Annotated in this window: 21 protein-coding genes; 14 read left to right on the top strand and 7 right to left on the bottom strand. The window is 64.0% G+C overall.

From position 1 onward, the window contains the following. Nucleotide 1: 1 nt before the first annotated feature. Together ACLQ8T_RS14445 and ACLQ8T_RS14440 are read right to left on the bottom strand one after the other, a co-directional pair. Entirely contained in the window at nucleotides 2–1,378 is a 1,377-nt protein-coding gene (locus tag ACLQ8T_RS14445) for an MFS transporter (protein ID WP_204723047.1), read from the bottom strand. 17 nt (nucleotides 1,379–1,395) lie between these two features. Continuing rightward, on the bottom strand, nucleotides 1,396–1,638 hold the full coding sequence (locus ACLQ8T_RS14440) for a hypothetical protein (protein ID WP_204723046.1): 243 nt from the start codon (nucleotides 1,636–1,638) through the stop codon (nucleotides 1,396–1,398). Nucleotides 1,639–1,968: 330 nt separating this feature from the next. On the opposite strand from ACLQ8T_RS14440, the gene ACLQ8T_RS14435 reads away from it, so the two are divergent. The 4 genes from ACLQ8T_RS14435 (at nucleotide 1,969) to ACLQ8T_RS14420 (ending at nucleotide 7,517) form a co-directional block, all read left to right on the top strand. Next, the gene (locus ACLQ8T_RS14435; RefSeq protein WP_413455058.1) at nucleotides 1,969–3,471 is read left to right on the top strand and encodes a xanthine dehydrogenase small subunit; all 1,503 of its coding nucleotides are present in this window, start codon (nucleotides 1,969–1,971) and stop codon (nucleotides 3,469–3,471) included. Then, on the top strand, nucleotides 3,468–5,801 hold the full coding sequence (xdhB, locus tag ACLQ8T_RS14430; protein WP_413455057.1) for a xanthine dehydrogenase molybdopterin binding subunit: 2,334 nt from the start codon (nucleotides 3,468–3,470) through the stop codon (nucleotides 5,799–5,801). The genes ACLQ8T_RS14435 and xdhB overlap by 4 nt, the downstream gene beginning before the upstream one ends. Before the next feature lie 2 nt (nucleotides 5,802–5,803). Beyond that, on the top strand, nucleotides 5,804–6,676 hold the full coding sequence (xdhC, locus tag ACLQ8T_RS14425) for a xanthine dehydrogenase accessory protein XdhC (RefSeq protein WP_413455056.1): 873 nt from the start codon (nucleotides 5,804–5,806) through the stop codon (nucleotides 6,674–6,676). Between the two features lie 91 nt (nucleotides 6,677–6,767). Beyond that, nucleotides 6,768–7,517, top strand: a complete 750-nt coding sequence (locus ACLQ8T_RS14420; protein WP_413455055.1) for a hypothetical protein — start codon at nucleotides 6,768–6,770, stop codon at nucleotides 7,515–7,517. Nucleotides 7,518–7,586: 69 nt separating this feature from the next. Here the strand turns inward: ACLQ8T_RS14420 and ACLQ8T_RS14415 are convergent, their stop codons facing one another. Next, nucleotides 7,587–12,041: an FtsK/SpoIIIE domain-containing protein gene (locus tag ACLQ8T_RS14415; RefSeq protein ID WP_413455054.1), complete on the bottom strand. Its 4,455-nt coding sequence runs from the start codon at nucleotides 12,039–12,041 to the stop codon at nucleotides 7,587–7,589. Next, a complete protein-coding gene (locus ACLQ8T_RS14410; RefSeq protein WP_413455053.1) occupies nucleotides 12,038–13,084 on the bottom strand; it encodes an RDD family protein in 1,047 nt (348 codons plus the stop codon). Before ACLQ8T_RS14410 ends, ACLQ8T_RS14415 begins: the two co-directional genes overlap by 4 nt. A 145-nt stretch (nucleotides 13,085–13,229) precedes the next feature. Between ACLQ8T_RS14410 and ACLQ8T_RS14405 the strand changes: the two genes are divergently transcribed. The 7 genes from ACLQ8T_RS14405 (at nucleotide 13,230) to ACLQ8T_RS14375 (ending at nucleotide 17,907) form a co-directional block, all read left to right on the top strand. Then, entirely contained in the window at nucleotides 13,230–13,517 is a 288-nt protein-coding gene (locus ACLQ8T_RS14405) for a WXG100 family type VII secretion target (protein ID WP_038993214.1), read from the top strand. A 119-nt stretch (nucleotides 13,518–13,636) separates the two neighbouring features. Further along, entirely contained in the window at nucleotides 13,637–13,960 is a 324-nt protein-coding gene (locus ACLQ8T_RS14400) for a hypothetical protein (RefSeq protein WP_204723039.1), read from the top strand. A gap of 18 nt (nucleotides 13,961–13,978) precedes the next feature. After that, entirely contained in the window at nucleotides 13,979–15,424 is a 1,446-nt protein-coding gene (locus tag ACLQ8T_RS14395; protein ID WP_413455052.1) for a hypothetical protein, read from the top strand. Nucleotides 15,425–15,465: 41 nt separating this feature from the next. Further along, nucleotides 15,466–16,086 carry a hypothetical protein gene (locus ACLQ8T_RS14390; protein WP_204723037.1) on the top strand — a complete coding sequence of 207 codons (621 nt, stop codon included), beginning with the start codon at nucleotides 15,466–15,468 and terminating at the stop codon, nucleotides 16,084–16,086. Further along, nucleotides 16,083–16,649, top strand: a complete 567-nt coding sequence (locus ACLQ8T_RS14385; RefSeq protein WP_204723036.1) for a hypothetical protein — start codon at nucleotides 16,083–16,085, stop codon at nucleotides 16,647–16,649. Before ACLQ8T_RS14390 ends, ACLQ8T_RS14385 begins: the two co-directional genes overlap by 4 nt. A gap of 32 nt (nucleotides 16,650–16,681) precedes the next feature. Further along, the gene (locus ACLQ8T_RS14380; protein ID WP_413455051.1) at nucleotides 16,682–17,284 is read left to right on the top strand and encodes a hypothetical protein; all 603 of its coding nucleotides are present in this window, start codon (nucleotides 16,682–16,684) and stop codon (nucleotides 17,282–17,284) included. Between the two features lie 32 nt (nucleotides 17,285–17,316). Then, nucleotides 17,317–17,907 (top strand): hypothetical protein, encoded by a 591-nt coding sequence (locus ACLQ8T_RS14375; protein ID WP_413455050.1) that lies wholly within the window; start codon nucleotides 17,317–17,319, stop codon nucleotides 17,905–17,907. A 29-nt stretch (nucleotides 17,908–17,936) separates the two neighbouring features. Here the strand turns inward: ACLQ8T_RS14375 and ACLQ8T_RS14370 are convergent, their stop codons facing one another. After that, a complete protein-coding gene (locus tag ACLQ8T_RS14370) occupies nucleotides 17,937–19,304 on the bottom strand; it encodes an FAD-binding oxidoreductase (protein WP_413455049.1) in 1,368 nt (455 codons plus the stop codon). Between the two features lie 93 nt (nucleotides 19,305–19,397). Here ACLQ8T_RS14370 and ACLQ8T_RS14365 point away from each other — a divergent pair, with 93 nt between their 5' ends. Further along, on the top strand, nucleotides 19,398–20,096 hold the full coding sequence (locus ACLQ8T_RS14365) for a GntR family transcriptional regulator (RefSeq protein WP_413455048.1): 699 nt from the start codon (nucleotides 19,398–19,400) through the stop codon (nucleotides 20,094–20,096). An 86-nt stretch (nucleotides 20,097–20,182) separates the two neighbouring features. On the opposite strand, the gene purB is transcribed toward ACLQ8T_RS14365, so the two are convergent. Continuing rightward, nucleotides 20,183–21,592: an adenylosuccinate lyase gene (purB, locus tag ACLQ8T_RS14360; protein ID WP_413455047.1), complete on the bottom strand. Its 1,410-nt coding sequence runs from the start codon at nucleotides 21,590–21,592 to the stop codon at nucleotides 20,183–20,185. A 139-nt stretch (nucleotides 21,593–21,731) separates the two neighbouring features. Here purB and ACLQ8T_RS14355 point away from each other — a divergent pair, with 139 nt between their 5' ends. Together ACLQ8T_RS14355 and ACLQ8T_RS14350 are read left to right on the top strand one after the other, a co-directional pair. Then, nucleotides 21,732–22,004 (top strand): hypothetical protein, encoded by a 273-nt coding sequence (locus tag ACLQ8T_RS14355; protein WP_413455046.1) that lies wholly within the window; start codon nucleotides 21,732–21,734, stop codon nucleotides 22,002–22,004. 155 nt (nucleotides 22,005–22,159) lie between these two features. Beyond that, nucleotides 22,160–23,356: a hypothetical protein gene (locus ACLQ8T_RS14350; protein WP_413455045.1), complete on the top strand. Its 1,197-nt coding sequence runs from the start codon at nucleotides 22,160–22,162 to the stop codon at nucleotides 23,354–23,356. A 162-nt stretch (nucleotides 23,357–23,518) separates the two neighbouring features. Here ACLQ8T_RS14350 and ACLQ8T_RS14345 read toward each other — a convergent pair whose 3' ends face one another. Next, on the bottom strand, nucleotides 23,519–23,905 hold the full coding sequence (locus ACLQ8T_RS14345; protein WP_128469292.1) for a phage holin family protein: 387 nt from the start codon (nucleotides 23,903–23,905) through the stop codon (nucleotides 23,519–23,521). Nucleotides 23,906–23,971: the final 66 nt, after the last annotated feature.

Below are 23,971 nucleotides of genomic sequence, written 5' to 3'. Positions count from 1 at the left end.
CCTAGACTCCGTGCTTCGCGAAGCGGGTGCCGGGCCGCGCATAGGTGAACCATGCGGTGGCCATGAGCAGCAGGTAGGCGGCGATGAAGATGATGAATGCCGCGGTGTAGGCTCCCGTCGTGGAAACGGACAGGCCCAAGGCTTGCGGAATCAGGAAGCCGCCGTAGGCGCCGATGGCCGAGATCAATCCGAGTGCGGCAGCAGCCTTGCGGGAAGAATCCACTTGTCCGGACTGCTGTCCCTGGCCGCTCAGGGCAAAGACTGCCGGGATCATGCGATAGGTCGAGCCATTGCCGATGCCGCTTGCGGTGAAGAGCAGCAAGAACAAGGCGAGGAAGACCCAGAAGTTCGCCCGGGGCAGGCTGATCACCAGTGCGGCGGTAATCAAGGCCATGGCCGCAAAGGTGGCCACGGTGATGCGTGCGCCGCCGAGCTTGTCGGCGATCTTTCCGCCATATGGGCGAGCCAGCGAGGCGACCAGCGGGCCGAGGAAGGCCAAGGTGATGGTGGCGGTGCCCAGCGGTAAGGCAGCGTATTCGGGGAAGGTGTCAACGATCAGCTTGGGGAAGACTGCCGAGAATCCAATGAAGGAGCCGAACGTTCCCACATACAGTGCCGAGATGACCCACAGGTGCTTTTCCTTCAGGCAGGCCACCGCGCCGCGGATATCCGAGCGTGCCGATGACAGATTGTGCATGTACTTCCAGGCGCCCCACGCGGCGAGCAGAATCAGCGGGATCCAGAGCAACCCCGCCAGCGGGAGCTGCAGCGCTCCGGCGGCGAACACCGTGACAATGACCGGCACGAGCAGCTGGGCGACGGCCGCGCCTAGGTTGCCGCCGGCAGCGTTCAGCCCCAGCGCCCAGCCCTTGCGGGCGGCCGGGTAGAAGTAGGTGATATTTGCCATCGAGGAGGCAAAGTTGCCGCCGCCGAAGCCGGTCAGCGCTGCGAGGCTGAGCATGACCCAGAACGGCGTGGACGCATCGGCCAGCGCGAGCGTTATGCCGCCGGCAGGAATCAGCAGGAGCAATGCGGAAATCACTGTCCAATTGCGTCCGCCGAACCGGGCGACCATGAACGTGTAGGGGATGCGCAGGGTCGCTCCGACGAGGCTTGGGATGGAGATCAGCCAGAACAGTTCGGTGGTGCTGTAGTTGAATCCGGCGGCCGGGAGATAGACCACGATGATGGCGAAAAGCTGCCATACGCTGAAACCGAGGAACTCGGCGAAGATGGACCACTTGAGGTTTTGGCTGGCTACCGCTGATCCTGTGTGCTTCCAGAAGGCAGGATCCTCCGGGGTCCAATTGCTGACCCAGCGTCCCGGCTGGATGTCCAGTGCCTGCGATGTGCCAGGTGCTTCTAGCTGTGCGCTCACGCTACCCGATCCCTTCTCTAGCGTTTGATGCTTCTGAGCTTTTCAAATCGGTATTTCACCGAGGTGCTCATGTTGTTGCGCCGAGGGGAACTTAATTTCACCTGAGGGATCGGGGAGTCGATAGGCGGCTGTAACGTGTTGGAAACCCGGCTGTGGCCCGAGCAGATCCGCGAGATCAACTCCAAGCGGTTCTCCAGCGCCATGCCGGCGTTGCCCACATCGAATACGAAGCCGATGGCCAGTTCAGTTGCCACCGGCATCGGCGCTGGGCTACCTGGAATACCTCGCCGGAGAGCCCAAGGCACCCCTACTGGCCTGAGCCGATACGGGCTATAGTAAGGATCCATCGAGGTGGCCTGGATCACCTTGAAGAGTTGGATGCATGTTGAACATCCGAATTCTGGAGGGCAATCATGGGCGGATGCCTCGCCTGGTCCAAGGGCCAGATCGCGCACGGACACTAATCACGCCGCGGCATGCGGCGGCACCTTGCCGAGCCTTGAATCGCCGGCAGGGAGCCAGATCCCGACCATCATCCAATTCATACATGGTGCGTCCGGAGATACCCGGGCGCAGGAGGTGTCAGCGGCATGAGCGCCGAGGCAACGCAAGAGACAAAATGCCTGGTTACCGTCAATGGGACGGTGCGGGAATTCGACGGACCGCCGCATGCCAACGCGCTGGATTTCCTGCGCGGACAGCAGCTGATCGGATGCAAGGAAGGCTGCGCCGAAGGCGAATGCGGCGCGTGCTCCATCCTGGTGGCCCGCAGCGACGGGGAGGGCAGCAGGTGGACCGCAGTCAACGCCTGCCTGTTGCCAGCCGCATCCCTGGACGGCCAGGAAGTGATTACCTCCGAAGGGCTGGGCAGCGTCGCGGACCTGCACCCGGTGCAGGTAGAGATGGCCAACCGCGGAGGATCCCAGTGCGGATATTGCACCCCCGGTTTTGTCTGCTCCATGGCCGCGGAATACTACCGCCCCGAGCGGACCTCCAATCCCGCAGTCAGCGCGGAGGACGGCGGCGAGCACGAGTACGGACCCAATGGCTTCGATCTGCACGCGCTGTCGGGGAATCTCTGCCGCTGCACCGGATACCGTCCGATTCGCGACGCCGCCTACGCGCTGGGCGAGCCCGAGGAAGATGACCCGCTGGCCGTCCGGACACAGCGCAGCGCCCCGGACCCGGTCGCCACGGACATCCAGCGTGCGGACACCCCCACCGGGGAACTGGGCCGGTTCCGCCGGGCCACGGACCTGGAATCGGCTCTGCAGATCCTGGCTGATGAACCTGACACCGTGCTGGTGGCCGGGGCCACGGACTGGGGCGTGGAAGTCAACATCAAGGGAGCCCGCGCCCGCTCGGTGCTGGCCATCGACCGGCTGCCCGAACTGCGCCAAATCCACTGGGGCGAGCAGTACCTGGAGCTCGGCGCAGGCTGCACGCTCAGCGAGCTGGAACGCCAGCTCGCCGGGCGCGTTCCGCTTTTGGGCAAGCTCTTCGGGCAGTTCGCTTCCCGGCTGATCCGCAATAGCGCCACCCTGGGCGGGAATCTGGGCACCGGCTCGCCCATCGGAGACACCCCGCCAGCGCTGCTGGCTCTGGAAGCGCAATTGGTGCTCTCCAGCATTCGGGACAACCGGATGGTGGCGCTCGCCGAGTACTTCACCGGTTATCGGCAGACCGTGCGGGAGCCGGGGGAGATGATCACCGCGATCCGCATACCGCTGCCGCTGGCCGAGCTGACCAGCTTCCAGAAGATCTCCAAGCGGCGCTTCGATGATATCTCATCCGTGGCCGTCGGCTACGCGTTGACGGTGGATGACGGCGTGATCTCCAAGGCGCGGATCGGGTTGGGCGGCGTGGCAGCCACCCCGCTGCGTGCCCGGGCCACTGAAGTGATGCTGGAAGGCAAGGAATGGGACCTGGACACCATCCGGGCCGCCGCACGGACCATGGGCCAGGAAGGCACCCCGATGGATGATCACCGGGCCAGCGCCAGCTACCGCAAGGCCATGCTGGCCTCTTCGCTGGAACGGTTCTACGCCGAGCAGCTGTCGCGCTCGGGTGCAGGGCAGGAGCAGAACTCATGAGCCAGCTATCCCAACGCCCCGATAACGCCGTGGTCGGCCAGCGCCACCGCCACGAATCCGCCGCCGCGCACGTCACCGGTACCGCACTGTATACCGATGATCTTGCGCAACGCCTGGTCGGGGTGCTGCATGCCTACCCGGTGCAGTCCACGTGCGCCCACGCGAAGATCCTGGGCCTGGATGCCAGTGCGGCGCTGGATGTGCCCGGGGTCGTCCGGGTGATCACTGCGGCAGATATTCCCGGGGTCAATGACCAGGGCGCCAAGCATGACGAACCGCTGCTCCCGGTGGACGAGGTGATGTTCTTCGGGCAACCGGTGGCATGGGTCTTGGGTGAAGACCTGGAAGCGGCGAAGGCCGGAGCCAAGGCGGTGAACGTCGACTATGAGCAGCTGGATTCTCTGATCACCATCAAGGAGGCCATCGCGGCCGGCAGCTTCCACGGCATCCAGCCCGAGATCGCCAAGGGGGACCCGGAGGCAGGCTTCGCGCAGTCGGCCCATGTCTTCGACGGAGAATTCGAATTCTCCGGACAGGAGCACTTCTACCTGGAAACGCAGAACTCGCTGGCCATGGTGGATGAGAGCGGACAGATCATGATCCATTGCTCCACCCAGCATCCCACCGAAACCCAGGACATTGTCTCGCAAGTGCTGGGCATCAGCGCCCATGAGGTGACCGTGCAAGTGCTGCGCATGGGTGGCGGATTCGGCGGCAAGGAAATGCAGCCCCACGGCTATGCCGCGCTGGCGGCCTTGGGTGCAGTGCTCACCGGGCGTCCGGTGCGGGTGCGGCTGGACCGCACCCTGGACATGACCATGACCGGCAAGCGCCACGGTTTCCATGTCACCTGGAAAATAGGCTTCGACGAGCAGGGCAGGATCCTCGCCCTGCAGGCCCAACTGACAGCTGACGGCGGGTGGAGCCTGGATCTGTCCGAACCGGTGCTGACCCGCGCCATGTGCCATATCGACAATTCCTATTGGATCCCGAACATCAAGGTTTCCGGACGCATCGCCAAATGCCATAAGACCTCGCAAACAGCGTTCCGCGGCTTCGGCGGTCCTCAGGGCATGCTGGTCATGGAAGACATCCTGGGCCGGGTGGCCCCGCAGCTGGGATTGGACCCCAAGGAACTGCGCCGCCGCAACTTCTACACCGAAGGCCAGGACACTCCCTACTACCAGCCGGTGAGGCATCCCGAACGGCTGGAAGCCGCCTGGAACCAGGTGCTCGATTCGGCAGCCATCGCCGCGCGCGAGCAGCAGATTGCGCAGTTCAACGCCACCCATGAACACGTCAAAAGAGGATTGGCCTTGACCCCGGTGAAGTTCGGCATCTCTTTCAACCTCACCGCCTTCAATCAGGGTGGGGCCCTCGTACTGGTCTACAAGGACGGTTCGGTGCTGGTCAACCACGGCGGTACCGAGATGGGCCAGGGCCTGCACACCAAGATGCTGCAGGTGGCCGCCACCGCCCTGGGCGCGCCGCTGTCCATGGTGCGCAACGCGCCAACGCGCACCGACAAGGTGCCCAACACCTCGGCCACCGCGGCCAGCTCGGGCAGCGACCTGAACGGCGGGGCGGTCAAGGATGCGTGCGAGCAGATCCGGGGACGGCTGGCTCAGGTGGCCGCCGGCATGCTCGGGGTTCCGTCCCAGGATGTCCGCTTCGGCGGCGGCCGGGTCGCCGCGCTGGGCAAGGGCGAAACCCTGGAATGGGCGGACGTGGTCAAGACCGCGTACTTCCAACGGATCCAGCTTTCGGCTGCCGGCTTCTACCGTACCGAGGGGCTGCATTGGGACCTGTCGCGGATGACCGGCAGCCCGTTCAAGTACTTTGCCTACGGGGTGGCGGCCAGCGAGGTGGAAGTCAGCCGCTTTGACGGCTCCTACGTGCTGCGCCGCGTGGATATCGTCCATGACGTCGGGGACTCCCTCTCGCCGCTGGTGGATTTGGGGCAGATCGAGGGCGGGTTCGTGCAGGGCACCGGCTGGCTGACCTTGGAGGACCTGCGCTGGGACACCTCCGATGGGCCGGGCCGGGGACGGGTCGCCACCCAGGCCGCGAGTACGTACAAGATCCCGAGCTTCTCCGAGATGCCCGAGATCTTCAACGTCAGCCTGCTACAGAAAGCGCATGAGGAAGGCGCGGTCTACGGTTCCAAGGCTGTGGGGGAGCCGCCGCTGATGCTCTCCTTCTCGGTGCGCGAGGCGATCCGGCAGGCGGTGGCCGCATTTGGGCCCGCCGGATGCTCCGTGCAGCTGGCGTCCCCGGCAACACCGGAAGCAGTGTTCTGGGCGATTGAATCGGTGCGGGAGGGGCAGTAGCCATGCGCTCGTGGATTGAAGCGGTCACCGTGCTGCGCAATGAGCGTCGGCCGGGCGTGCTGGCTACCGTCATCGCGGTGCGCGGGCATGCCCCGCGCGAGGCGGGAGCCAAGATGGTGATCTCCAGCCAGGAAATCTTCGGGACCATTGGCGGGGGCAACCTGGAGATGGCTGTGATGGAACGGGCCCGCCAGATGATCGCCGTGGGCGAGGGCCAGCCGCAGAGCATCAGCATGAAGCTCAGCGACAAGGCTCCAGCCAAGTTCGGCCGCCAATGCTGCGGTGGCGAAGTCACGGTGCTGCTGGAGCCCCTGCCGGTTGTTGCCACGGTTGCGATCTTCGGGGTGGGCAATGTGGGCATGGAATTGGCCCGCATCCTCTCCCGCCATGACCTGGAATTGCATCTGGTGGATTCGCGCCCGGAATTCCTGGAGGAGCTTCCCGTGCTTGAACCCAGCGTGGCGCAGATCCATCCGGCGGTGGCGGTGCTCGGGGAGCAGGTGCTCAGCGCCCTGCCCGACGGTGCCCACGTGCTGATCATGACCCATGATCACGCCGAGGATTTCCACCTGTGCGATGCCGCCCTGCGCCACCCGGGATTGGGGTCGATCGGGCTGATCGGGTCCAGCGCCAAGTGGGCGCGTTTCCAGAAGAATCTGGACGCCAGCGGCTTCAGCGATCAGCAGATCGCCGCGATCCAGTGCCCCATCGGGATCGAGCAGGTGCGCGGCAAGCAGCCGGCGGTGATTGCCGTGTCCGTGGCTGCCGAGCTGCTGGCGCGCATCACGGATGCCGCGACGCAGCCGGTGCCCGACGCAGAACCCGCGCAGAACCCAGAGCCTGCGCGGAGCGAAGCGAAGATGAGAATAGTCTAATGCGGGGAACAAGGAGCACTGCTGGGGAGTTTAATGATGTGAGAGCGGTGCCCCAGCGCACCGCGCCCGCAAAGCCTAGGAGGCCGATTTCATGTCCATGTTCGACAAGCTGCTGCGCAAGGGCAAGCAAATGGCTGGCCAGTATGTCCGGGAACAGCTCAGCCAGCGCAGCTCCAGCAGCAATCAGCGCGGTTATGATCGCGACCAGCGCGGCTACCAGCAGAACACTTCCGGCTACCAGCAGCCTTACCAGCAGCAGCGCCAGGACTACGGCAACCGCGGCTACGGCAATCCGCAGGCTTCAGCCCCTTCGCGCGAAGACCAGGCGGCGATCGAGAAGTACCGCTACATGCTGCGCACCGCTCCGCCGCAGGATATGGAACGCGCTCATGCCGAAGCCTTCGCCCGGCTGACCCCGCAGCAGCGAGAACTGCTGCACCACGAGCTGAACGAGCAGCTACCGCCGGCAGAACGCCCGAGGTCGCAGGATCCGCGGGACCTGGCCCGCTCGGCAACCCGAGCGGAAATCTCGCGTCCCGGATTCATGGACAAGCTCCTGGGCTCCGGCGGCAAGGGCCGCGGTCTGGGCATGGCTGCCGGGGCGGCCGGCGGCCTGGGCGTTGGCCTGCTCGGCGGCGTGGCAGGCGCGTTCATCGGCACCGCCATTGCCGGGCCGCTGCTTGACGGCTTTGCCGGCATTGGCGAAGAATTCGGTTCCATGGCCGATGGCCTGGGCGAAACCGTGGCCGGTGCCGGGGAACAGCTCGGCGGCCAGGCCGAGGGCATGTTCGGCGACTTCCTCGGCGGCGCTGGCGGAGACTTCGGCGACTTCGAGTTCTAGCCCCAGCACAGCGAAGCCGGCAGCAACTGCACGTTGCTGCCGGCTTTTTCGCGCCTACTGCTCCACGGACTACTGCTCCACAAGCGGAAGGTGCACCAGGGTGCGTTGGCCGTTTTGCACCATGAACCCGCGCCCCGGCGGGAATTCGTGGCGCTTGACGCGCGGGAACGGCACCTTGAACAGCGAGTCCCCGTCGTAGGCGTCGGGCTTCAGCGCGATGCCGTGGCGGTTGGACTTCAGCTCGCCGAGCAGCCCGAAGCTGGAGGAGAACGAGTTGATATCCCCATCGGCAATCAGGAAATGATCCGAGCGGTTAATGGCCTTGAGCAGTTCCTTCATCGGACGCTCCGCATCCGAATCGGCGAACTCGGTGAAGTTCTCCACGACAAACACCATCTTGCCCGGCATGGAATCATCCGAGACCAGATCCAGCATGTCCTTGGCGAACTGCCGGGTCTCGGTCGGGCCCGAAGCGGTGCCATTCCACTGCCGCCAGCCGCGCAGCTCGGCGCGCCGGCCGCCGAGGTGGAAGAACTGGGTGGCCGGGTTGGCGCGTTCCAGCGCGGTGACCATGGCGCGCATCGCATTGGTCTTCCCGCTCTGCGGCGGGCCGGCGATGACGAAGGTGCCGATGGACTCGAAGCCACACGGACCCAATGTGGTGTCGGAAAGGCCGATGGCCGGCAGCCCGTTGACAGTGTCGGGCAGCGACGCCGCCGCGAATTCCTGGGGGAGGGTTTCGACCCCGGCCGCCTGCGGGGCACCGGAAGCCGTGAGCTCCTGGGCCCAGCTGGTGGTCAGCGCGGTCTGCTCGGCCACGTTGGCGGTGCCGCCAAGCACCGCAATCTGCGCCTCGTGGCCCTTGATGATGGCCCGGCCGGGCACGCTGCGCTCATTGAGCACATCCTTGGCCACGCCCAGCACGTTGTACGCTTGCTCGTCGGCCATGCGCAGCACCACGCGCTGGGTGATGTTCGCGCTGATCGCGGTGGGCACCGCGCCGAAGCGGTCAGCGGTGGCCACCACGTGGATGCCCAGCGGACGGCCCTCGCCGACGATGCGCATGAACACCTGGTAGAACTCGCCGCGGCCGTGGCCCAGTTCCCAGTCGTTGCGGAACTGGCCGAAACCGTCGATCAGCAGGAAGATGCGCGGTTCGGACAGGTTGCCTGTCACCTGGCGGTACTCGCTCAGCGAAGCGGCATTCGCGTCCGCGTACCGGGTCGAACGCTCATCGAGGTGCTCGGCCAGGATGCGGAAGACGCGCTGGATGCGTTCCACGTCCTCGCCGCCGATGACGGCGCCGAGATGCGGCAGCGGTTCAAGCGAGCGCAGCGAGCTGGTCCCGAAGTCCAGCGCGTACACCGCCGCGGTGCCGGCCGCCGGGTTGGCTCCCGCGGCGATCGCGATGCTGCGCAGCGCCGCGGACTTGCCGGCGCCGGAGGTGCCGTAGACCAGCAGGTGGCCGTCGGTGTCGGGTTCGAACCAGGCGGTTTCCTGGGCCTGGTGCTCGGGGATGTCGGCCAGCGCCAGCGGGATCCGGCTGTCCGAATCCGGGGCGAGCTCGCGCAAATCCACGGTGGCCGAGAGGTCATCGAGCCATGGCCGGCGCGGGGCCGGGATCCCGGCGCCGTTCGAGGCGGCGATGAAGCTGGAGACCAGGCGTTTCTGGTCGTTCGGGCCGCTGTTCTCCTCGATGTCCGCATTCTCCGTTTCGGGCTGCTCCCAGACGCGCGCCCCGCCGAAGCGCAGGTCCTCCACGCGCACTTCGGCGGCTTCGGGCTCGTCGGTGGTCCAGCCGCCGGCGTACCCGGACTGGAAGGGCACCAGCCGGCCCGGGCCGGTCTTGGCGATGCCGCGCCCGGGCAGCGACGGGTCGAATCCGGCGGCGATCGGGTCCTCCACCACGTCGTTCGAGTCCGCGGCATCGGCCATGCGCAACGCCACGCGCAGGTTGGTGTTGGCGCGCAAATTGTCCTTGATCACGCCCGCAGGGCGCTGGGTGGCCAAGATCAGGTGGATGCCCAGGGAGCGGCCGCGCTGAGCGATGTCCACCACGCCGTCCACGAATTCCGGAACCTCTCCTGCCAGGGCGGCGAACTCGTCAACCACCAGCACCAGGGCCGGCGGGGTTTCCGGGTCCTGGCGCTTTTCCAGTTCCAGCAGGTCCTTGGCCTTCTTGCGGTGGAAGAGCTTCTCGCGGTGGTGCAGCTCGGCGCGCAGGCTGGTCAGCGCGCGGCGGACCAGATGCGGGGAGAGGTCGGTGACCAGCCCGACGCAGTGCGGCAGCTCCACGCAGTCGGCGAAGGCCGAACCGCCCTTGTAGTCCACGAACAGGAAGGTCACCCGGTCCGGGCTGTATTCGGCGGCCATCGCCAGCACCCAGGCCTGCAGGAATTCGGACTTGCCCGAGCCGGTGGTGCCGCCCACCAGGGCGTGCGGGCCCTGGGTGCGCAGATCCAGGCTCATCGCATCCGGGGTGCCCTGGCCGATGAAGGCGCGCAGCGTCCCGGCGCGCTTCAACCGCGGCCGGGGGCCGGTGGCGGCGCGGTCGATCACCGAGTTGTTCTGCTTCCAGCGTTCGAGCACCGCATCCGGGGATTCGGCCAGGTCCGGGCCGAGGATGCGCAGCAGCGACACCGAATCCGGGATGTCCGAGGAATCCGGGACCAGCGAGCTGGAGTCCACGATCGGCGCCAACCGGCGGGCGAAGTGCTCGGCATGCTCGCGCGAGACCCCTTCCACCGACACCTTGACGGTTTCCTCGCCGGCACGCACCCAACCCACGCGGGCATCATCCAGGCCCTCGGTGACGTCCACGAAGGTGCGGCAGGCGGCGGGCAGCGACTGCACGGTGGGGGCCACGAAGATCGTGTAGATGCCCACGGCCGGTCCGCGCTCGATGATCTGCGAAAGCCGGGCGCGGTCCACCGGGGCGTCGTTGGTCACGAAGAGCACCAGCGAAAGGTCCTTGGCCGTCGGCACGCCGGTGGACTGCTCGCCGGCTTCCCTGCCCAGCTCCATGGAGGTGTGCCGGGTAGCCAACGGGCCCAGCCGGTAGGACGACGGGTCGTTGCGCCGGGCGATGAGCTCTTCGAGCGCGTTGACCAGCACGGTGCCGGAGGTCTGCGTATCGGCCAGCGCCACCTGGGCCAGCGGGGAGCGCGGGCCGGTGGTGTGCGGCAGCCATTTGAACCATTCAAGGTCCTCGGTCCAGGCCGGGTCGATGATCGCGGCGGTGCACAGGTCGTTGGGCGCATGCAGGCCGAACAGCTGCACCGCAAGCGCGCGCAGCGCATCGGCTGACTGCAGCCGCGGCCCGGCAATGCCGACGGCGCCGGCCGAGGGCAGCAACTCGATGATCGGCACGTCCTCGATCATCCGGTATTGGGCGGTGAGCGCGTCGACGCGTTCCACGTATTCCTGCAGCCCGGTCCGGTCGGCCAGCGCGGCGACGGTGGTGCGGCTGCGCGCGGTACCCGAGCCCAGCCGCAGGGAGAGGAAGTTCCAGTGCTCCGGGCGCCGGGTCCACAGAAGCGGGCCCAGCGATTCAGCCTGCTCGAAGACGGTCGCGGTGGCCGGGGCCTCGCTGCGCCGGTGCGCGCGTTCGGCTTCCTCCCCGGCCAGCAGGGAATCTTCCAGCGCTTCGAATTGCCGTTCGAAGGTCTCGATTTCGAGGCGCAGCTTGTTGTTGTTCTGGGTGCGCTGGCCGATCAGGTTGCCCAGCATCATCAGCGGCGAGATCAGCACCACGATCAGCGACAGCGCGCGCTGGGTGAGCGAGAAGATTGTCAGGCCCATGATCAGCGGAGCGAAGATCATCGGCCAGGGGAAGAGCTTGGGGCTGGCCTCCTGCGGGATCGCCGGGCGCGGCAGTTCCTCGCCGGGGTAGCGGACCTCCACCCGCGGGGAACGGTTGAAGAGGATCGAGCCGCCCTTCTCATAGACCGGGGAATGGCCGGTGGCGCTCCCGGGCAGCAGCTCAAAGAAGACCTCGGTGGCGCCCAGAGTGATCAGCTGGCCGGGGATCACCGCGACGCGCTGGGCCAGCCCGCCATCGACCAGGATCCCGTTGGCGGAGTTCAAATCCACCAGCTCGATCTTGCTTCCCACCTCGATGCGCGCATGCCGGGTGGAGACCATGCGGTCGTTGAGCACCACGGTGGCCTTCTCCGAACGCCCCACATAGGAGGTGCCGGCGGGCAGCGCGAAGGCCATGCCCGCATCCGGGCCGTTGGCCACGCGCAGCACCGCTGCCGCCGAGCCGCCCGAGACGAAAGCATCGGTGGTCGGCACGACCTCGATGGTGAAGCCCGAACCCAGTTCCGCCTCGGCCAGCGGGGTGTGCGGATCCAGCTGGACCGGTGCGGTGCCAGCGGCGGTGGCCAGCAGCGTGGGATGCTCGGGAACCTGCTCCCCGGCCAGGGCCCGGGCGGCATCTCCCACGGTGGCGGTGGCATCGCAGGTCAGCACCACGTCGATGGTGCTGGTGTCCTGGCGCCGGAGCGTGGCCTTGATTTTCACTTCGCTGTCTCCTGGAAGGTAATGCGGAAGGTGCGGCTGCCGACCTGGACGACGTCCCCGTCATTCAGATGCAGGCGGACATGGGGTGGTGCATTGCGCGGGGTGCGGGAGGCGGTGGTGACCTGCGTGCCGTTGCTGGAACCCAGGTCCATGATCCAGGCATTCGCCCCGTCGCAGCCGAAGGCCAGATGCGTCTTGGACAGCAGCCGTTCGGGGTCCTTCAGCGCGACCAGCAGTTCATTACTGGACTCTTCCGTGGCCTGGGGCGCGCGTCCGATCAGTCCGGATTCGGGAACGGGGAGGTAGGATCCGTCGTCAAAGGCGAAGGCCGCGCGGCGGATGGTTCCCGTCTGCGGCGCAGCTGGCGAATGCCAGTCGCTGTTCTGCGCTCCGATGATGCCCGCTGTGGATCGGGGACGCGCGGGTACTGCGGCGTCATCGTATATGTCGTCCTCGGCGGACGTGCCCAGCGACGGCAGGTGCTCCGAAATATCCCGGTCCGGGCGGGAGATCAGGTATTCGGCACGGGCCAGCGCCCGCGGGTTGGTCGGATCCAGGCCCTTGCGGATATCAACCACGTAGGTTTGGGCGATCTTGTCCAGCCAGCTGCGGCGGTGCTCCCGGTCGAAGAAGCAGGACAGCAGCATCAGCAGTGGGCCAATGACCGGGATCAGATGGCTGAGCAGGAAGACGAAGGCGGCGAGGAGGATCCGGCCGAAGCCGGGTGCGGAAAAAGAATCCAGCCGGGCGGCGCGCAGGCGCATGGCGGACTTGCCGGGCGAAGAGCCCCTGCGGCTGTTCATCACGAGCAAGACAACCAGGTAGGCCACCAGCAGCAGGGCGCTGACTCCGGACAGGACCAGCGGGACCGTGGAGTAGTGACCTGTCACCAGGAAAATCACGTATCCGATGCCGGCGGGCAGCAGCGCGGCCAGCGAAATGGCGTAGTCGATGAGGCAGGACCAGATCCGGAGGCGTGCTTCGGCTGGCTGCATTCCGAGGGTTGAGGATCTGGCCAGTGCTGCTGCTGAAACTACGTCCATGGGATCTTTCTACTTCAGTTCAATGCCGGCGTGCCACGGGGAGTTCTCCCCATTGAGAGCAAGTCAGCTGCCACACTAGTCTAGTCTGTGGACGAAAAAAAGTGGCCCGGCAGCCGGGCCAGTCGACAAGTTGAGGAGCATTGTTGTGACTGATTTCAAGGCTAATTATGGCGAAATGGAAGCCATGGCATCGAAGCTTGACACCGGGCGCGAGGACTTGGACGGCGTGCTTGAGCAGCTGCAGTCCGGCGTGGACAAGCTGCTCGGCGAGGACTTCACCACTGAGCACGCTTCGGGCCAGTTCGGCGAAGGCTACAAGGACCTGAACGACGGCTTGAAGACCGCATTCGATGGCATCAACGACATGGCCACCGCGCTGCGCGACATGATGACACAGATCCAGGACACCGACCGCGGTATGGCCGGCCAGTAGGACCAACTGGGCCTTTCCGGTCATGTGGCCGCCCCGTTATTCACGGGGCGGCCACATTCTCGATCATGCTGTGTGCATGAGTCGAATTGGACGTTTGGATTTTAAGGAGTCGTTGCCCCGTGGCCGATGAGATATACCTGGCTCGCCTTGACGAGATCGTGACCAACCTGTACACCGGCATCCAGGAATTCAAGGATGCCTCCGACATCGCCAAAGGCATCGCCGAATCCGTAGGCTCGCCCATGGGAAAATCCGATCTCAAGGATCGCGTCAGGGACTTCGAGAATGACTGGAACAAGAACCGCGGTGAGCTCGTGGATAATCTCACGACCGTTCATGATCATTTGAAGGACATCAAGGAGGGGTTCGAAAAGTGGGACGAGGACACCATGAAAGCTTTCCTGAACTCCGCCGCTGATGATCAACCCAAACCCAAGAAGTAGACGGGAATTGCATCGAGAATGAGCTTGCAGTCACCATATACCCAGATCACCCTCCAGCTCATTGAGGGGGACGCCGGTAGCCTCCTGACAAGCGCAGAATCCCTAGTAGATTCGGGCAAACGGATGGACGTCTCCGCCAACCGCCTGGAAGCGATCAGCGAGGGAACTGGCGACCTGAAATCAGAAGCGGTGGACAAGGTCCGCGAGGCTGCGGGCGAGGTGTTCCCAGATCTGCGCAAGGCCGCAGACCGCTACCGCCTCACCGGCACGGCGCTCGAGAAGTATGCCAAGAAACTCGATAATGTCCAGAACTCGATGAATGGCGAATCAACCCCGCGGGGCGGCGCGGACTGGTACCCGTCCATGAGCTCCTTGATCAACGCCATCGAAGAAGCCAACCAAACGGTGGAGAACAAGAGGGATGCCGAGGAGACCGCACAAGACTCTGTGGATGATGCCGACGGAGGGCTCTTCGGAATTGGCGAGGGCACTGATGAGGAAAAAGAGCAGGCAGCCAGTGACCTGACCACGGCTACCACTGCGCGTGAGGAGGCCGAATCCGAACTCAACAAGCTCTGGGGCAAGTTCGATGGCCGAGTTTCCTACTGGGAGGACGCCTTCGACGATGCGGTATCCGACATCGAGAGAGCGTTCGAGATCGCTGACAACCAGGACAAATGGTATGACCACCTGGCTGATGCCCTGAGCATTGCCGGCTTGGTCCTGTTCGTTGTTGCGATTGTGGCGACCGGGCCGTTGGCCCTTGTAGCAGCCGCTCTGGCCTTGGTAGTCGGGATCGCGGCGCTGGGCATCGAAATCTACAAAATGGCTATCGGCGATGGTGATTGGACATCATTGATCATCGCGGCAGTGTCGATTATCCCGTTTGGCAAGGCCGGGGGCGCGCTTTTCAAGTTCGCCAAGACGCCAATCAAGTCGCTTGTCAACGGCTTTGGCAAAGCCAAGGGACTACCCAAGGCCATCAAGAACTTGAGCTTCAAGGATTTGAAGGGCTTCGCCATGCCATTCTCGAAGGCCAAGGGACTCGTGCGCAACTCGGTCGGCGATGCCCTCCCGGTGGCCTACAAGAAGCCAACGGGAAGCACATGGAACAAGGTCAAGACAAGCTTCTCGAATTCTTGGAGCGAGCTAGTGCATCCCTTCCGACAGCGGCAAGCCGGCCGGGAATTCATCGAGGGCTACGAGCACAAATTCCAGAACCGCCAGTTCGCTGAACGATTCACGGAAAACGTACTTGTGGGTTACAAGGACTCGCGGAACTATGTGCTTGCAGATTACATCATTGAGAATTCGAGAACTGCCGGTCCTGAAGCTATTGAATGGGCCACGAAAGTCCGTGGCGGTCGCGACGAAGCATTGCTCACCGGTACTGTTGATTTCTTGGGTGGCACGTTCTTCACCGTTTACGGAACCGGCCAAACGGCCAAGAACATGACGGTGTAACGTTCATGATGCATCCGGAGCAGGCCGGAGGAAAGGATACGATGGCTGAACTGACGCCCAAGAACAATCGCGGAATCGGATATGGAATGCTCTATCCCAAAGGCTGGCGTGAGTATCCAGTTACCGTGGAGGGCGAAGCGCAGCTGGCCAAGGTCGCGACTGACAAAGCCAAGAAGCTAGGTCGGGCCGATATCGTCCTGCTCATTCGCCGGAGCGTCCACGACACGTTCGAACGATTGCGCCGGCAGGGGGCGATTTCGACCGTCGTGCCCACCGAGACCATCAGCGAGAATTCGGTTATTCCGTCGTCATTGATCATCACACCGGTACGTGCCAATGCAGGCACGAGTCTGGAGGCTGCAGTGGCCAAGGCGGCCTTGGGGCAGCACGTCGCTACCGAGGAGATTGACGGAGCGCAATGGTTCCACTGGCTTGGTGCCGAAAAAAGGCATGAAGATGGCCAATTCGTGCAGGCGGAAGTGAATTTCGTTGTGCCGCGGCCCCGACAGGACGGCTCCATTGACCCGGCACCCGAGGTTGGCCTGCGCATCATCTACACCTATGGATTCCTCGAATCCCAACGCGGCTCGGAGGAGATCGAGTTGCTGCGAGAACTTGGCTACGGAATTATCGGCACGTTCAAGTGGGTGGGAATCGAATGACAAACTACACGGTGGAGCCGAATCTGGCTGATTGGATTCCCCTTCCCGGGGTGTTCCCGAACGAAACGTGGCGAACTCCTGAAGAGTGGGCGTCATCGATCGCGGAAGCCGCGATCAAGGACGACGAGGAAACCCGGGGACTGTTCAGGAAGTACGCAATCGATGTTATTCAGCATCGGAATGACCAAGCAGATCATTCATTCTGGTTTGCTCCCGAAGATGGCAGCAACATGGGCGTAGCAACCTTGAATGTCTATGTCGACGAACCCGGCATGACACTTGAAGAGGTCGTCGCACCGCCTTATGAGTCGTTGTCCCGCCAGCAACTCGATTCGGTCGCCTCGGAAACTTTCGGCGAGATCATCCAGTCGTTCACAACTTTTTCCACCGAGCAGATCGTCCCCGGCGAACCGGCGCAGTCGGTGGTGGGGCATATCAGGATGGCAGGACGGGCAGGGCGCGGACTCTTCGTGCTCAACGCCTTCGATTCGGACACGGTGGCATTGGCATTCATGGTGGATCCAATGGTGGAGTTGCTCGAATCGATCACCATCACCTCATGACCGCAGACCTGCCACCTACCGAAAGCCGATTAGTGAAATTCATCAGTACTCCGCAACTGCATGCCAAACGCCTGAAGCGCGGAATCATCCTGACCGTGCTGGGCCTTGCCTCGGCCGCCGCAGGATTCTGGATCCTGGGCCAGAACATCCGAGTGGGCGAGAGCAGCATCGCCACCAATTGGCTGAACTACGGGCTGATCGTCATCGCTGCGGCGTTGCTGACCTTCGGCATCGTGGGCATCGCAACCGGCCGGCAGGGCACGCGCCGCAGCGCCGGCGATGACTCGATCGACGTGATCGTCACCGAGCAGGGCCTGGTGACCCGTGGCGGCCGGGAGGTGCCGTGGTCGAATATCGGCCGCGCCGAGATCATCCGCTACATCAATGACTCGATGGTGCCGCTGCTCTGGGATTACTCGGTGCTCAACCGCGTGGTGCGGATCAACCTGCTGGACAACTCCGAAGTCGATCCGACGTCTCCCGGAGTGCGCGGGCGCGCGCCAATGCATTATCTGGAGATCGACCTGCGGCGTTATCCGATGGCCGAATACCAGGAGCACCTCGATGCACTGGTCGCCACGCTCAAGGAACGCCGCTTCCACACCAAGGAACGGTTCAAGCACAAGCAGTTCTGAATAGGACCCGACGACGTCAGGAACGCACACTCATGGCCAACGGCCGCACTCGGCGCCAACTGCCTAAGCACTTCATCACCGCCAAGGCCCACCATTGGCCGCGGGTGCAACGCAGTTCCCAGCTGCTGATGGTGGCCTGGATCCTGCTGCCGCTGGGGTTGTATCTGGTAGCCAACGACCTGCCGGAGACCTCCATCCGGCGTGCGCAACTCATGGCGAGCTACACGCCGACGCTCTTCGGTGCCATTCTGCTGCTCTTCGGTGCCTGGGGCGTGGGGACCGCGGTGCTGGCCATGCGCCGCAAGGGTGTCGATGCCATCGATGCAAAGATCCGCGCGTCCGGGCTCATCCTGCGTGGCGGGCGAAGGGTGGCCTGGGGTGACATCGGCTCGGTGACCGCGATCAGCTTCCAGAATGATGCCAAGGTGCAGCTGCTCTGGGACCGGGCCGAACTGCACCGCCGGCTGGAGGTGCAGCTGAAGCAGCCGGAAACCGGGACGCTGCGCATCGACCTGGTGCGCTATCCGGCCGTGGACTACCTCGGGCTCTATGAGTCGCTGCTGGACGAGTTCGAGCGCCAGCGCATCCCGGTGAAGCACCGGAAGAAGTGGATGCAAGCCTAGCCGGAGGGACTGGTCCCCGCCCCTGCCCGCTACAGCGAGCGCCCCGGAGTGAGGATTCCTGCCGGATCCAGCGCGGCTTTGACCGCCAGCTGCGCCGCACGGGTCGGCTCGTCCAGCTGCCAGGGCAGCTCGTGCTGCTTGACCTTGCCGATGCCGTGCTCCCCGGTGATGGTGCCGCCCAGCGAGAGGGCCAGCCGGGTGATCTCATCGATGACCTTTTCGGCGGCCGCATGGCCTTCGGGGGTGTCCTCCGCGTCGACGGTCGGGTGCAGGTTGCCGTCCCCGGCGTGCGCCACCACGGAGATCATCCGCCCGGTGCGCTGCGCGATCTCGTCGATCCCGCGGAACACCGCGGCCAGCTCGCCCACCGGAACCCCCACATCGCAGGAGACCCGCAGCCCGTTGGCGCTGAGCGCGGGATTGGCCAGCCGCCGCGCTTCCAGCAGCGAGTCGCCCTCGCCGATCAGCACGTCCGCTGCGCCGAAGCTGCGGCATAGCGCGGCGACCGACTGCGCGGCCTGCAGCGCATGGCGGCTGGTGAACTGGCCGATCAGCAGCGCCTGCCCGTCCACCGGCAGCCCGGAAGGGTGGAAGGCCTCGATGACCTGGACGCTGTGCGCGTCGAGCAGTTCGAGCACCTCCGGAAGGTACTCGCCGTTGACAATTGCTGTTACGGCGCGGCCGGCGTCCTCGACGGTGCGGAATCCTGCGCGGAAGGTCTGCGCGGCGCCCTCGGGTACAGGCTTGAGCCGTACCGTGGCCTCGGTGATGACCCCGAGGGTGCCCTCCGATCCGACGAACAGGCTGGTCAGGTCCAGGCCGACGACGTTCTTCCGGGTGCGTGCCCCGGTGTGCACGACGCGGCCATCGGCCAGCACCACGGTCAGTGCCGCGACCGAATCGCGGGTGACCCCGTGGTTCAGGCAGCGCAGCCCTCCGGCATTGGTGGCGATGTTGCCGCCCACGGTGGAGATCCGCGCACTGGCAGGATCCGGCGGGAAGAACAGGCCGTGGCCGCGCGCCGCCTCGTCGAGGTCCGAGTTGATGACCCCGGGCTGCACCACGGCCAGGCGGTTCACCGCGTCGATGTCCACGATCCGGTTCAGCCGTTCCAGGCTGATGACCAGCCCGCCCGGGTAGCCCGCCGCACCGCCGGAGAGCCCGGTGCCCGCCCCGCGCACCGAGACCGTCACGCCGTGGCGGTGCGCCCAGGCCAGCGCCTGCGAGACTTCGTCGGTGGATTCGGGGAAGACTGCCGCTGCCGGGCGCCCCTCGGGCTGGTAGCGCGACTGGTCGCGGGCCACGCGGTCCAATTCATCCGCTGCGGTGCTCAGTCGGGGACCGAAGACGGCGGTCAGTTCATCGAGTGGCAGAGTCGGTGCTGCGTGCTGGGTCATGGGTGCTCCTTTGCATGCGCGGTCCGGCAGGGGAGCCGCTGGGTGATTCCCGTTACACACTTTATATTATAAAATCTGAGGGTCAATCCGCGAGTGAAAGCAGGAACCATGGCGGCAAGCGAAGCGCAAGCGGAAAGCAAGCGCGGCCGGAGCAAGGCCGATCTGGCCTACGACTATTTGCGCGAACAGGTGCTGGGTGGCACGCTGGCACCGCGCCAGCGGGTGCGGGTCGGGCCTATTGCCGCACAGCTTGAGATCAGCGCCGTGCCGGTGCGCGAGGCAATCCACCGGCTGGCCGCCGAGGGCCTGCTGCAGATTGAGCGCAACGTCGGCGCGCGGGTCGCCGAAATCGACGAGCTCGCCTACCGCGAGGGCATGGAGGCGCTGGCGGTGCTCGACGGGTCGGCTACAGCGCTGGCAGCGCTGGCACTGGGTGGCGCCGCGCTTGATCGGGCGGAACAGATCAATGAGCAGCTCGCAGGTCTGTTGGGGGACTTCGACCCGGCCGAATACACCCGGCTGAACACCAAGTTCCACGCGGTGCTGCATGCCGGGTGCCCGAACGCGCGGCTGCGAGAGCTGGTCGAGGCAGAATGGCGCAAGTTCTCCGCACTGCATGCGGCGGAGCGTGCGGTGGATGCGCAGAGGGCGCACGCCGCTGTGGATGAGCACCGCGAACTGCTGCGGCTGATCCGCGACGGCGCGCCCGCGGCCCGCATCGAACAGGCCGCCCGCGACCACGTGCTGTCCTCGTTGCATGCGCGCACTGGATTCGTCAGCCAGCTGCGCTAACGCCGTAGCCCGGTGGCTGTTCCTTAACTGGAAAGCCGGGCCCGGTACGTCGAAATTCGACGTACCGGGCCCGGCTTTGCCGTGGGCTACTTCTTCAGGTGGTCAACCAGCTGCGAAGCGATGCCATTGTAGGTGCCCGGGGTCAGGGACTGCAGGCGGGCTTCAGCATCGGTGGACAGGCCCAGCTCGCCAACGAATTCCTTCAGGCGGGCTGCATCCACGCGGTGGCCGCGGGTCAGGTCCTTCAGGCGCTCGTACGGGTTGTCCATGCCCTCGACACCGGCGATGGCCTCGGCGCGCATGACCATCTGGATGGCCTCGGCGAGGACCTCCCAGTTGTGGTCCAGATCCTCGGCCAGCACGGCTTCGGCGACATCCAGGCGGTCAAGGCCCTTGGCGACATTGGAGATCGCCAGCACCGAGTGGCCGATGGCGGTGCCGATGTTGCGCTGCGAGGAGGAGTCGGTGAGGTCGCGCTGCCAGCGGCTGGTGACCAGGGTGGAACCCAGGGTGTTCAGCAGGCCGTTGGAGATCTCCAGGTTCGCTTCTGCATTCTCGAAGCGGATGGGGTTGACCTTGTGCGGCATGGTCGAGGAGCCGGTGGCACCAGCCACTGGGATCTGCGCGAAGTAGCCGATGGAGATGTAGCTCCAGACATCGGTGCACAGGTTGTGCAGGATGCTGTTGAAGCGGGCGATGTCTGCGTAGACCTCGGCCTGCCAGTCGTGGGATTCAATCTGGGTGGTCAGCGGGTTCCAGGTCAGGCCCAGGTGCTCGACGAAGTCCTTGGAGACCTTCTGCCAGTCGGCGGTTGGAACCGAAGCGTAGTGGGCTGCGTAGGTGCCGGTGGCACCATTGATCTTGCCCAGGTACTCGGTCTTCTCGACGCGGTCCAGCTGGCGGGTCAGGCGCCAGGCCAGCACTGCCAGTTCCTTGCCCAGGGTAGTCGGGGTGGCTGGCTGGCCATGGGTGCGCGAGAGCATTGGCACGTCACGGGATTCCTCGGCCATCTTGGACAGCTGGGCCACCAAGTCGCGGGCTGCCGGTAGCCATACCTGCTGCACGCCGCCTTGGACGCCAAGGGCGTAGGACAGGTTGTTGATGTCTTCGGAGGTGCAGCCAAAATGCACCAGCGGCTTGAGGTTGCCGATGCCAATCGCTTCCAGGCGGTTGGCGATGTAGTACTCCACTGCCTTAACGTCGTGAACGGTGACAGCCTCGATCTCGGCCAGTTCCTTCACCGAGTCAGCATTGAAATCGGTGACGATCTTGCGCAGCGCAGCTTTCTGGTCCGCAGTCAGCGGGGAGGTGCCTGGAAGAACGGAGTTGTCGGTCAAATGGATCAGCCATTCAACTTCAACGTGAACGCGGTCGCGGTTCAAAGCCGCTTCGGAAAGGTAGTCGACCAGCGGTGCCACGGCGCTGCGGTAGCGTCCGTCGAGGGCCGTCAAAGCCAGTGGTTCATTAGCAAGGGAAGTGCGCGCAATCTCAGCCATGCTCATATTCTTCCATCCTCGGCGCTGCATCACATCTTTTACACCGTTCCTGTTTCCACAACCGGGCCCAAATTTTGCTGGCACCGAATCGCGGCTGTCCATGATGGTGGACAAATTCTCAAGGATGCGGAGCAGGAAAATGATGTTTCAAGCGACGCTGCTGACGGTGGCGAGCCAGCTCGATGACGCACGGAAAACCACTCAATTCGCCATCGCGCAGTTGGGGTCAATCCATTCATTGACTTGGAACTCCAAGGCAGGCAAGGCGTTTTTGGACAATGTCGACGAGCTGAGCCGTCGGCTGGAAATGCTCAACAGCGAACTGGGCGACGCGGAAGAGTACGTGGGGGTAGCCATGCGGGAGATCCAGAACCTCGAAGCGCAAATCATGAACCAGCGAATGGCCTCGTAGCCATGGGATATGAAGTCAATTACAACTCGCTGGATTACGCCGAGGCCGGGGAGATCTGCCAGCGGGTTGCCAACGATATCGATGGCATATGCGATGTACTGCTCAAAGCCGCGCAGGCAGCAGATAGGTGCCAGCGCGACCTGGATCTGCAGTGCATGGTGTCAGGCATCGGTGCCAGGGGGTATAACGTCGGGTTGTTGGGCGACTTGATCAGGGACGCCTACCAGCAGTCCAGAGAAGGGCAAATTACAGCGTTCGATCTGACCGCAAAAGTCTCCGAAGCCATGCGGAACTATGAAGTTGCCGAGTCCGCTGCTGAACGGATGGTGCTAGCCAGCACGGGAGCCGTGCTGGTGGGAGACTTCATTTCCGAGACCCGCGACAACGACTGGCGTCCGCCCCTGGAAAGCATGGAAATGTTCCTGCGCCTGGTGTTCTCGTATCTGCCGCGCTTGCCCTTCGGATCGAACCTGACGCTGACCGAGCAAATCGAAGATGCAGCCAAGGATCTGTCGGGCTTTATCCGGCGGCTGGGAGAAGATCGCAATACGGAAATACAGCTCACCGGCCAGGATCCACCGCAGACGGTTGAAATCGATGGAAAAATGCAAAGCTATTTCCAGTTGCACCAAATGCTGGAAGGCGAAGGGACGGAGAACAACGGGAAAATCATGATCGTGAAGGCTGACGACGACACGTACATTGCGATCTTCCCGGGGACGCAGAATGACTCGGAAGTTCCTTCGCCTTTTGGCCCGGAAAGCATCGCCGACGGCTTCGGGGTGGAATCCGAGAACTTCGCGAAACCGCTTGATGAGGCACTGGAGATCAGTGGAGCGAAAGAGGGAGATGAGGTCATCCTCTCCGGGTATTCGCAAGGCGGCATTCATGTGGCCCAGTTGTCGAAGAACAAGTTCTTGAAGCACAAATACAAGCTGAATAAAGTCCTGACCCTTGGATCTCCCATCGGGACCATTGACCTGCCGGAAGACGTACGCAGCCTGTCAGTTGAAGACCAGAAGGATATGGTGCCCGGCACCGATGGCGGGCCCAATCCCGGAAAGGGGGAGCATTACACCACAACCTTCCCGGGCCCGCGGGAGCACATGGAGGACATCTTGCCCGACGATGGCATCTTTGGCGCTCCGCATAACCTCAAGAATTACGGTGACCACCTTCTGGAACTCGATGAGAACCCGAAGCTGGAAATCAGGGAGCACCTGAAGAAGTACTACCTTCCCGAATCCTTGGTGAAAATCCGCATGTTCAAGCTGGAGCGGAAACCAAAAGAACCTCGGCCTATCACGGAAGAGGAGAAGCAACGGCTCAAGCATGTGGCGCCGCCCCATTAAGATGCCCAAAGTTGCAGCGCGCTGTCCAAGGCCAGCATCTTCCGACGCCACAGTAAAAGGCAGCGGAAACGGGGAGATGACCGGGCCGGCGAATTGGGAAGTAACCAAAGAAGACGGCACCTGCCGGTTGCCGTCTTCTTCTTGCCGTGAGCGGTAGACCGCTTAGTCGTTATCGCTCTTGACGAATAATCCGAGGACCGCCGAGACAATGGCGATGATGATCGTGCCGGCGATGGCATCCCACCAGAACTGCTCGATGACCAGTTCGATGGGCGTGAAGGTCGTCAGCCATGAAGTCAGCAAGAGCATCAGGGCATTGATCACGATGGTGAACAAGCCCAGGGTGAGGCAGGTGATCGGCAAGGAGAAAAGCTTGACGATTGGACGGACCAAGGCATTGACCAAGCCGAAGATGACAGCAACGACCAGATAGGCGATGACCGTGCTCATGGTGCCTTCGCCTGCCGCGACGATCTTGAGGCCGGGCACCACCCACACGGCGGCGGCGAGGGCAAGCGCATTGACTATGACTCGAATCAGAAAGCTCATGGCTTAACTTTGGCACAGAAATCTGGGATTCGGATGAACCTTGGATATCGCTAAACCCATAGTGAA

This window comes from Glutamicibacter sp. FR1, from assembly GCF_047300825.1.
Taxonomy (GTDB): Bacteria; Actinomycetota; Actinomycetes; order Actinomycetales; family Micrococcaceae; genus Glutamicibacter; species Glutamicibacter nicotianae.
The sequence above is the reverse complement of the archived record's forward strand: the minus strand, read 5'-3'. Positions and strand labels throughout refer to the sequence as shown.

Bases quoted from the DNA above. Each gene is read 5' to 3' on its own strand.
- ACLQ8T_RS14410 (WP_413455053.1), bottom strand. From the start codon at position 13,084: ATGGACGTAGTTTCAGCAGCAGCACTGGCCAGATCCTCAACCCTCGGA.
- ACLQ8T_RS14370 (WP_413455049.1), bottom strand. From the start codon at position 19,304: ATGACCCAGCACGCAGCACCGACTCTGCCACTCGATGAACTGACCGCC.
- ACLQ8T_RS14420 (WP_413455055.1), top strand. From the start codon at position 6,768: ATGTCCATGTTCGACAAGCTGCTGCGCAAGGGCAAGCAAATGGCTGGC.
- ACLQ8T_RS14385 (WP_204723036.1), top strand. From the start codon at position 16,083: ATGACAAACTACACGGTGGAGCCGAATCTGGCTGATTGGATTCCCCTT.
- ACLQ8T_RS14355 (WP_413455046.1), top strand. From the start codon at position 21,732: ATGATGTTTCAAGCGACGCTGCTGACGGTGGCGAGCCAGCTCGATGAC.
- ACLQ8T_RS14390 (WP_204723037.1), top strand. From the start codon at position 15,466: ATGGCTGAACTGACGCCCAAGAACAATCGCGGAATCGGATATGGAATG.
- purB (WP_413455047.1), bottom strand. From the start codon at position 21,592: ATGGCTGAGATTGCGCGCACTTCCCTTGCTAATGAACCACTGGCTTTG.
- ACLQ8T_RS14395 (WP_413455052.1), top strand. From the start codon at position 13,979: ATGAGCTTGCAGTCACCATATACCCAGATCACCCTCCAGCTCATTGAG.
- ACLQ8T_RS14345 (WP_128469292.1), bottom strand. From the start codon at position 23,905: ATGAGCTTTCTGATTCGAGTCATAGTCAATGCGCTTGCCCTCGCCGCC.
- ACLQ8T_RS14435 (WP_413455058.1), top strand. From the start codon at position 1,969: ATGAGCGCCGAGGCAACGCAAGAGACAAAATGCCTGGTTACCGTCAAT.
- xdhC (WP_413455056.1), top strand. From the start codon at position 5,804: ATGCGCTCGTGGATTGAAGCGGTCACCGTGCTGCGCAATGAGCGTCGG.
- ACLQ8T_RS14350 (WP_413455045.1), top strand. From the start codon at position 22,160: ATGGTGTCAGGCATCGGTGCCAGGGGGTATAACGTCGGGTTGTTGGGC.
- ACLQ8T_RS14440 (WP_204723046.1), bottom strand. From the start codon at position 1,638: ATGCCGGTGGCAACTGAACTGGCCATCGGCTTCGTATTCGATGTGGGC.
- ACLQ8T_RS14375 (WP_413455050.1), top strand. From the start codon at position 17,317: ATGGCCAACGGCCGCACTCGGCGCCAACTGCCTAAGCACTTCATCACC.
- xdhB (WP_413455057.1), top strand. From the start codon at position 3,468: ATGAGCCAGCTATCCCAACGCCCCGATAACGCCGTGGTCGGCCAGCGC.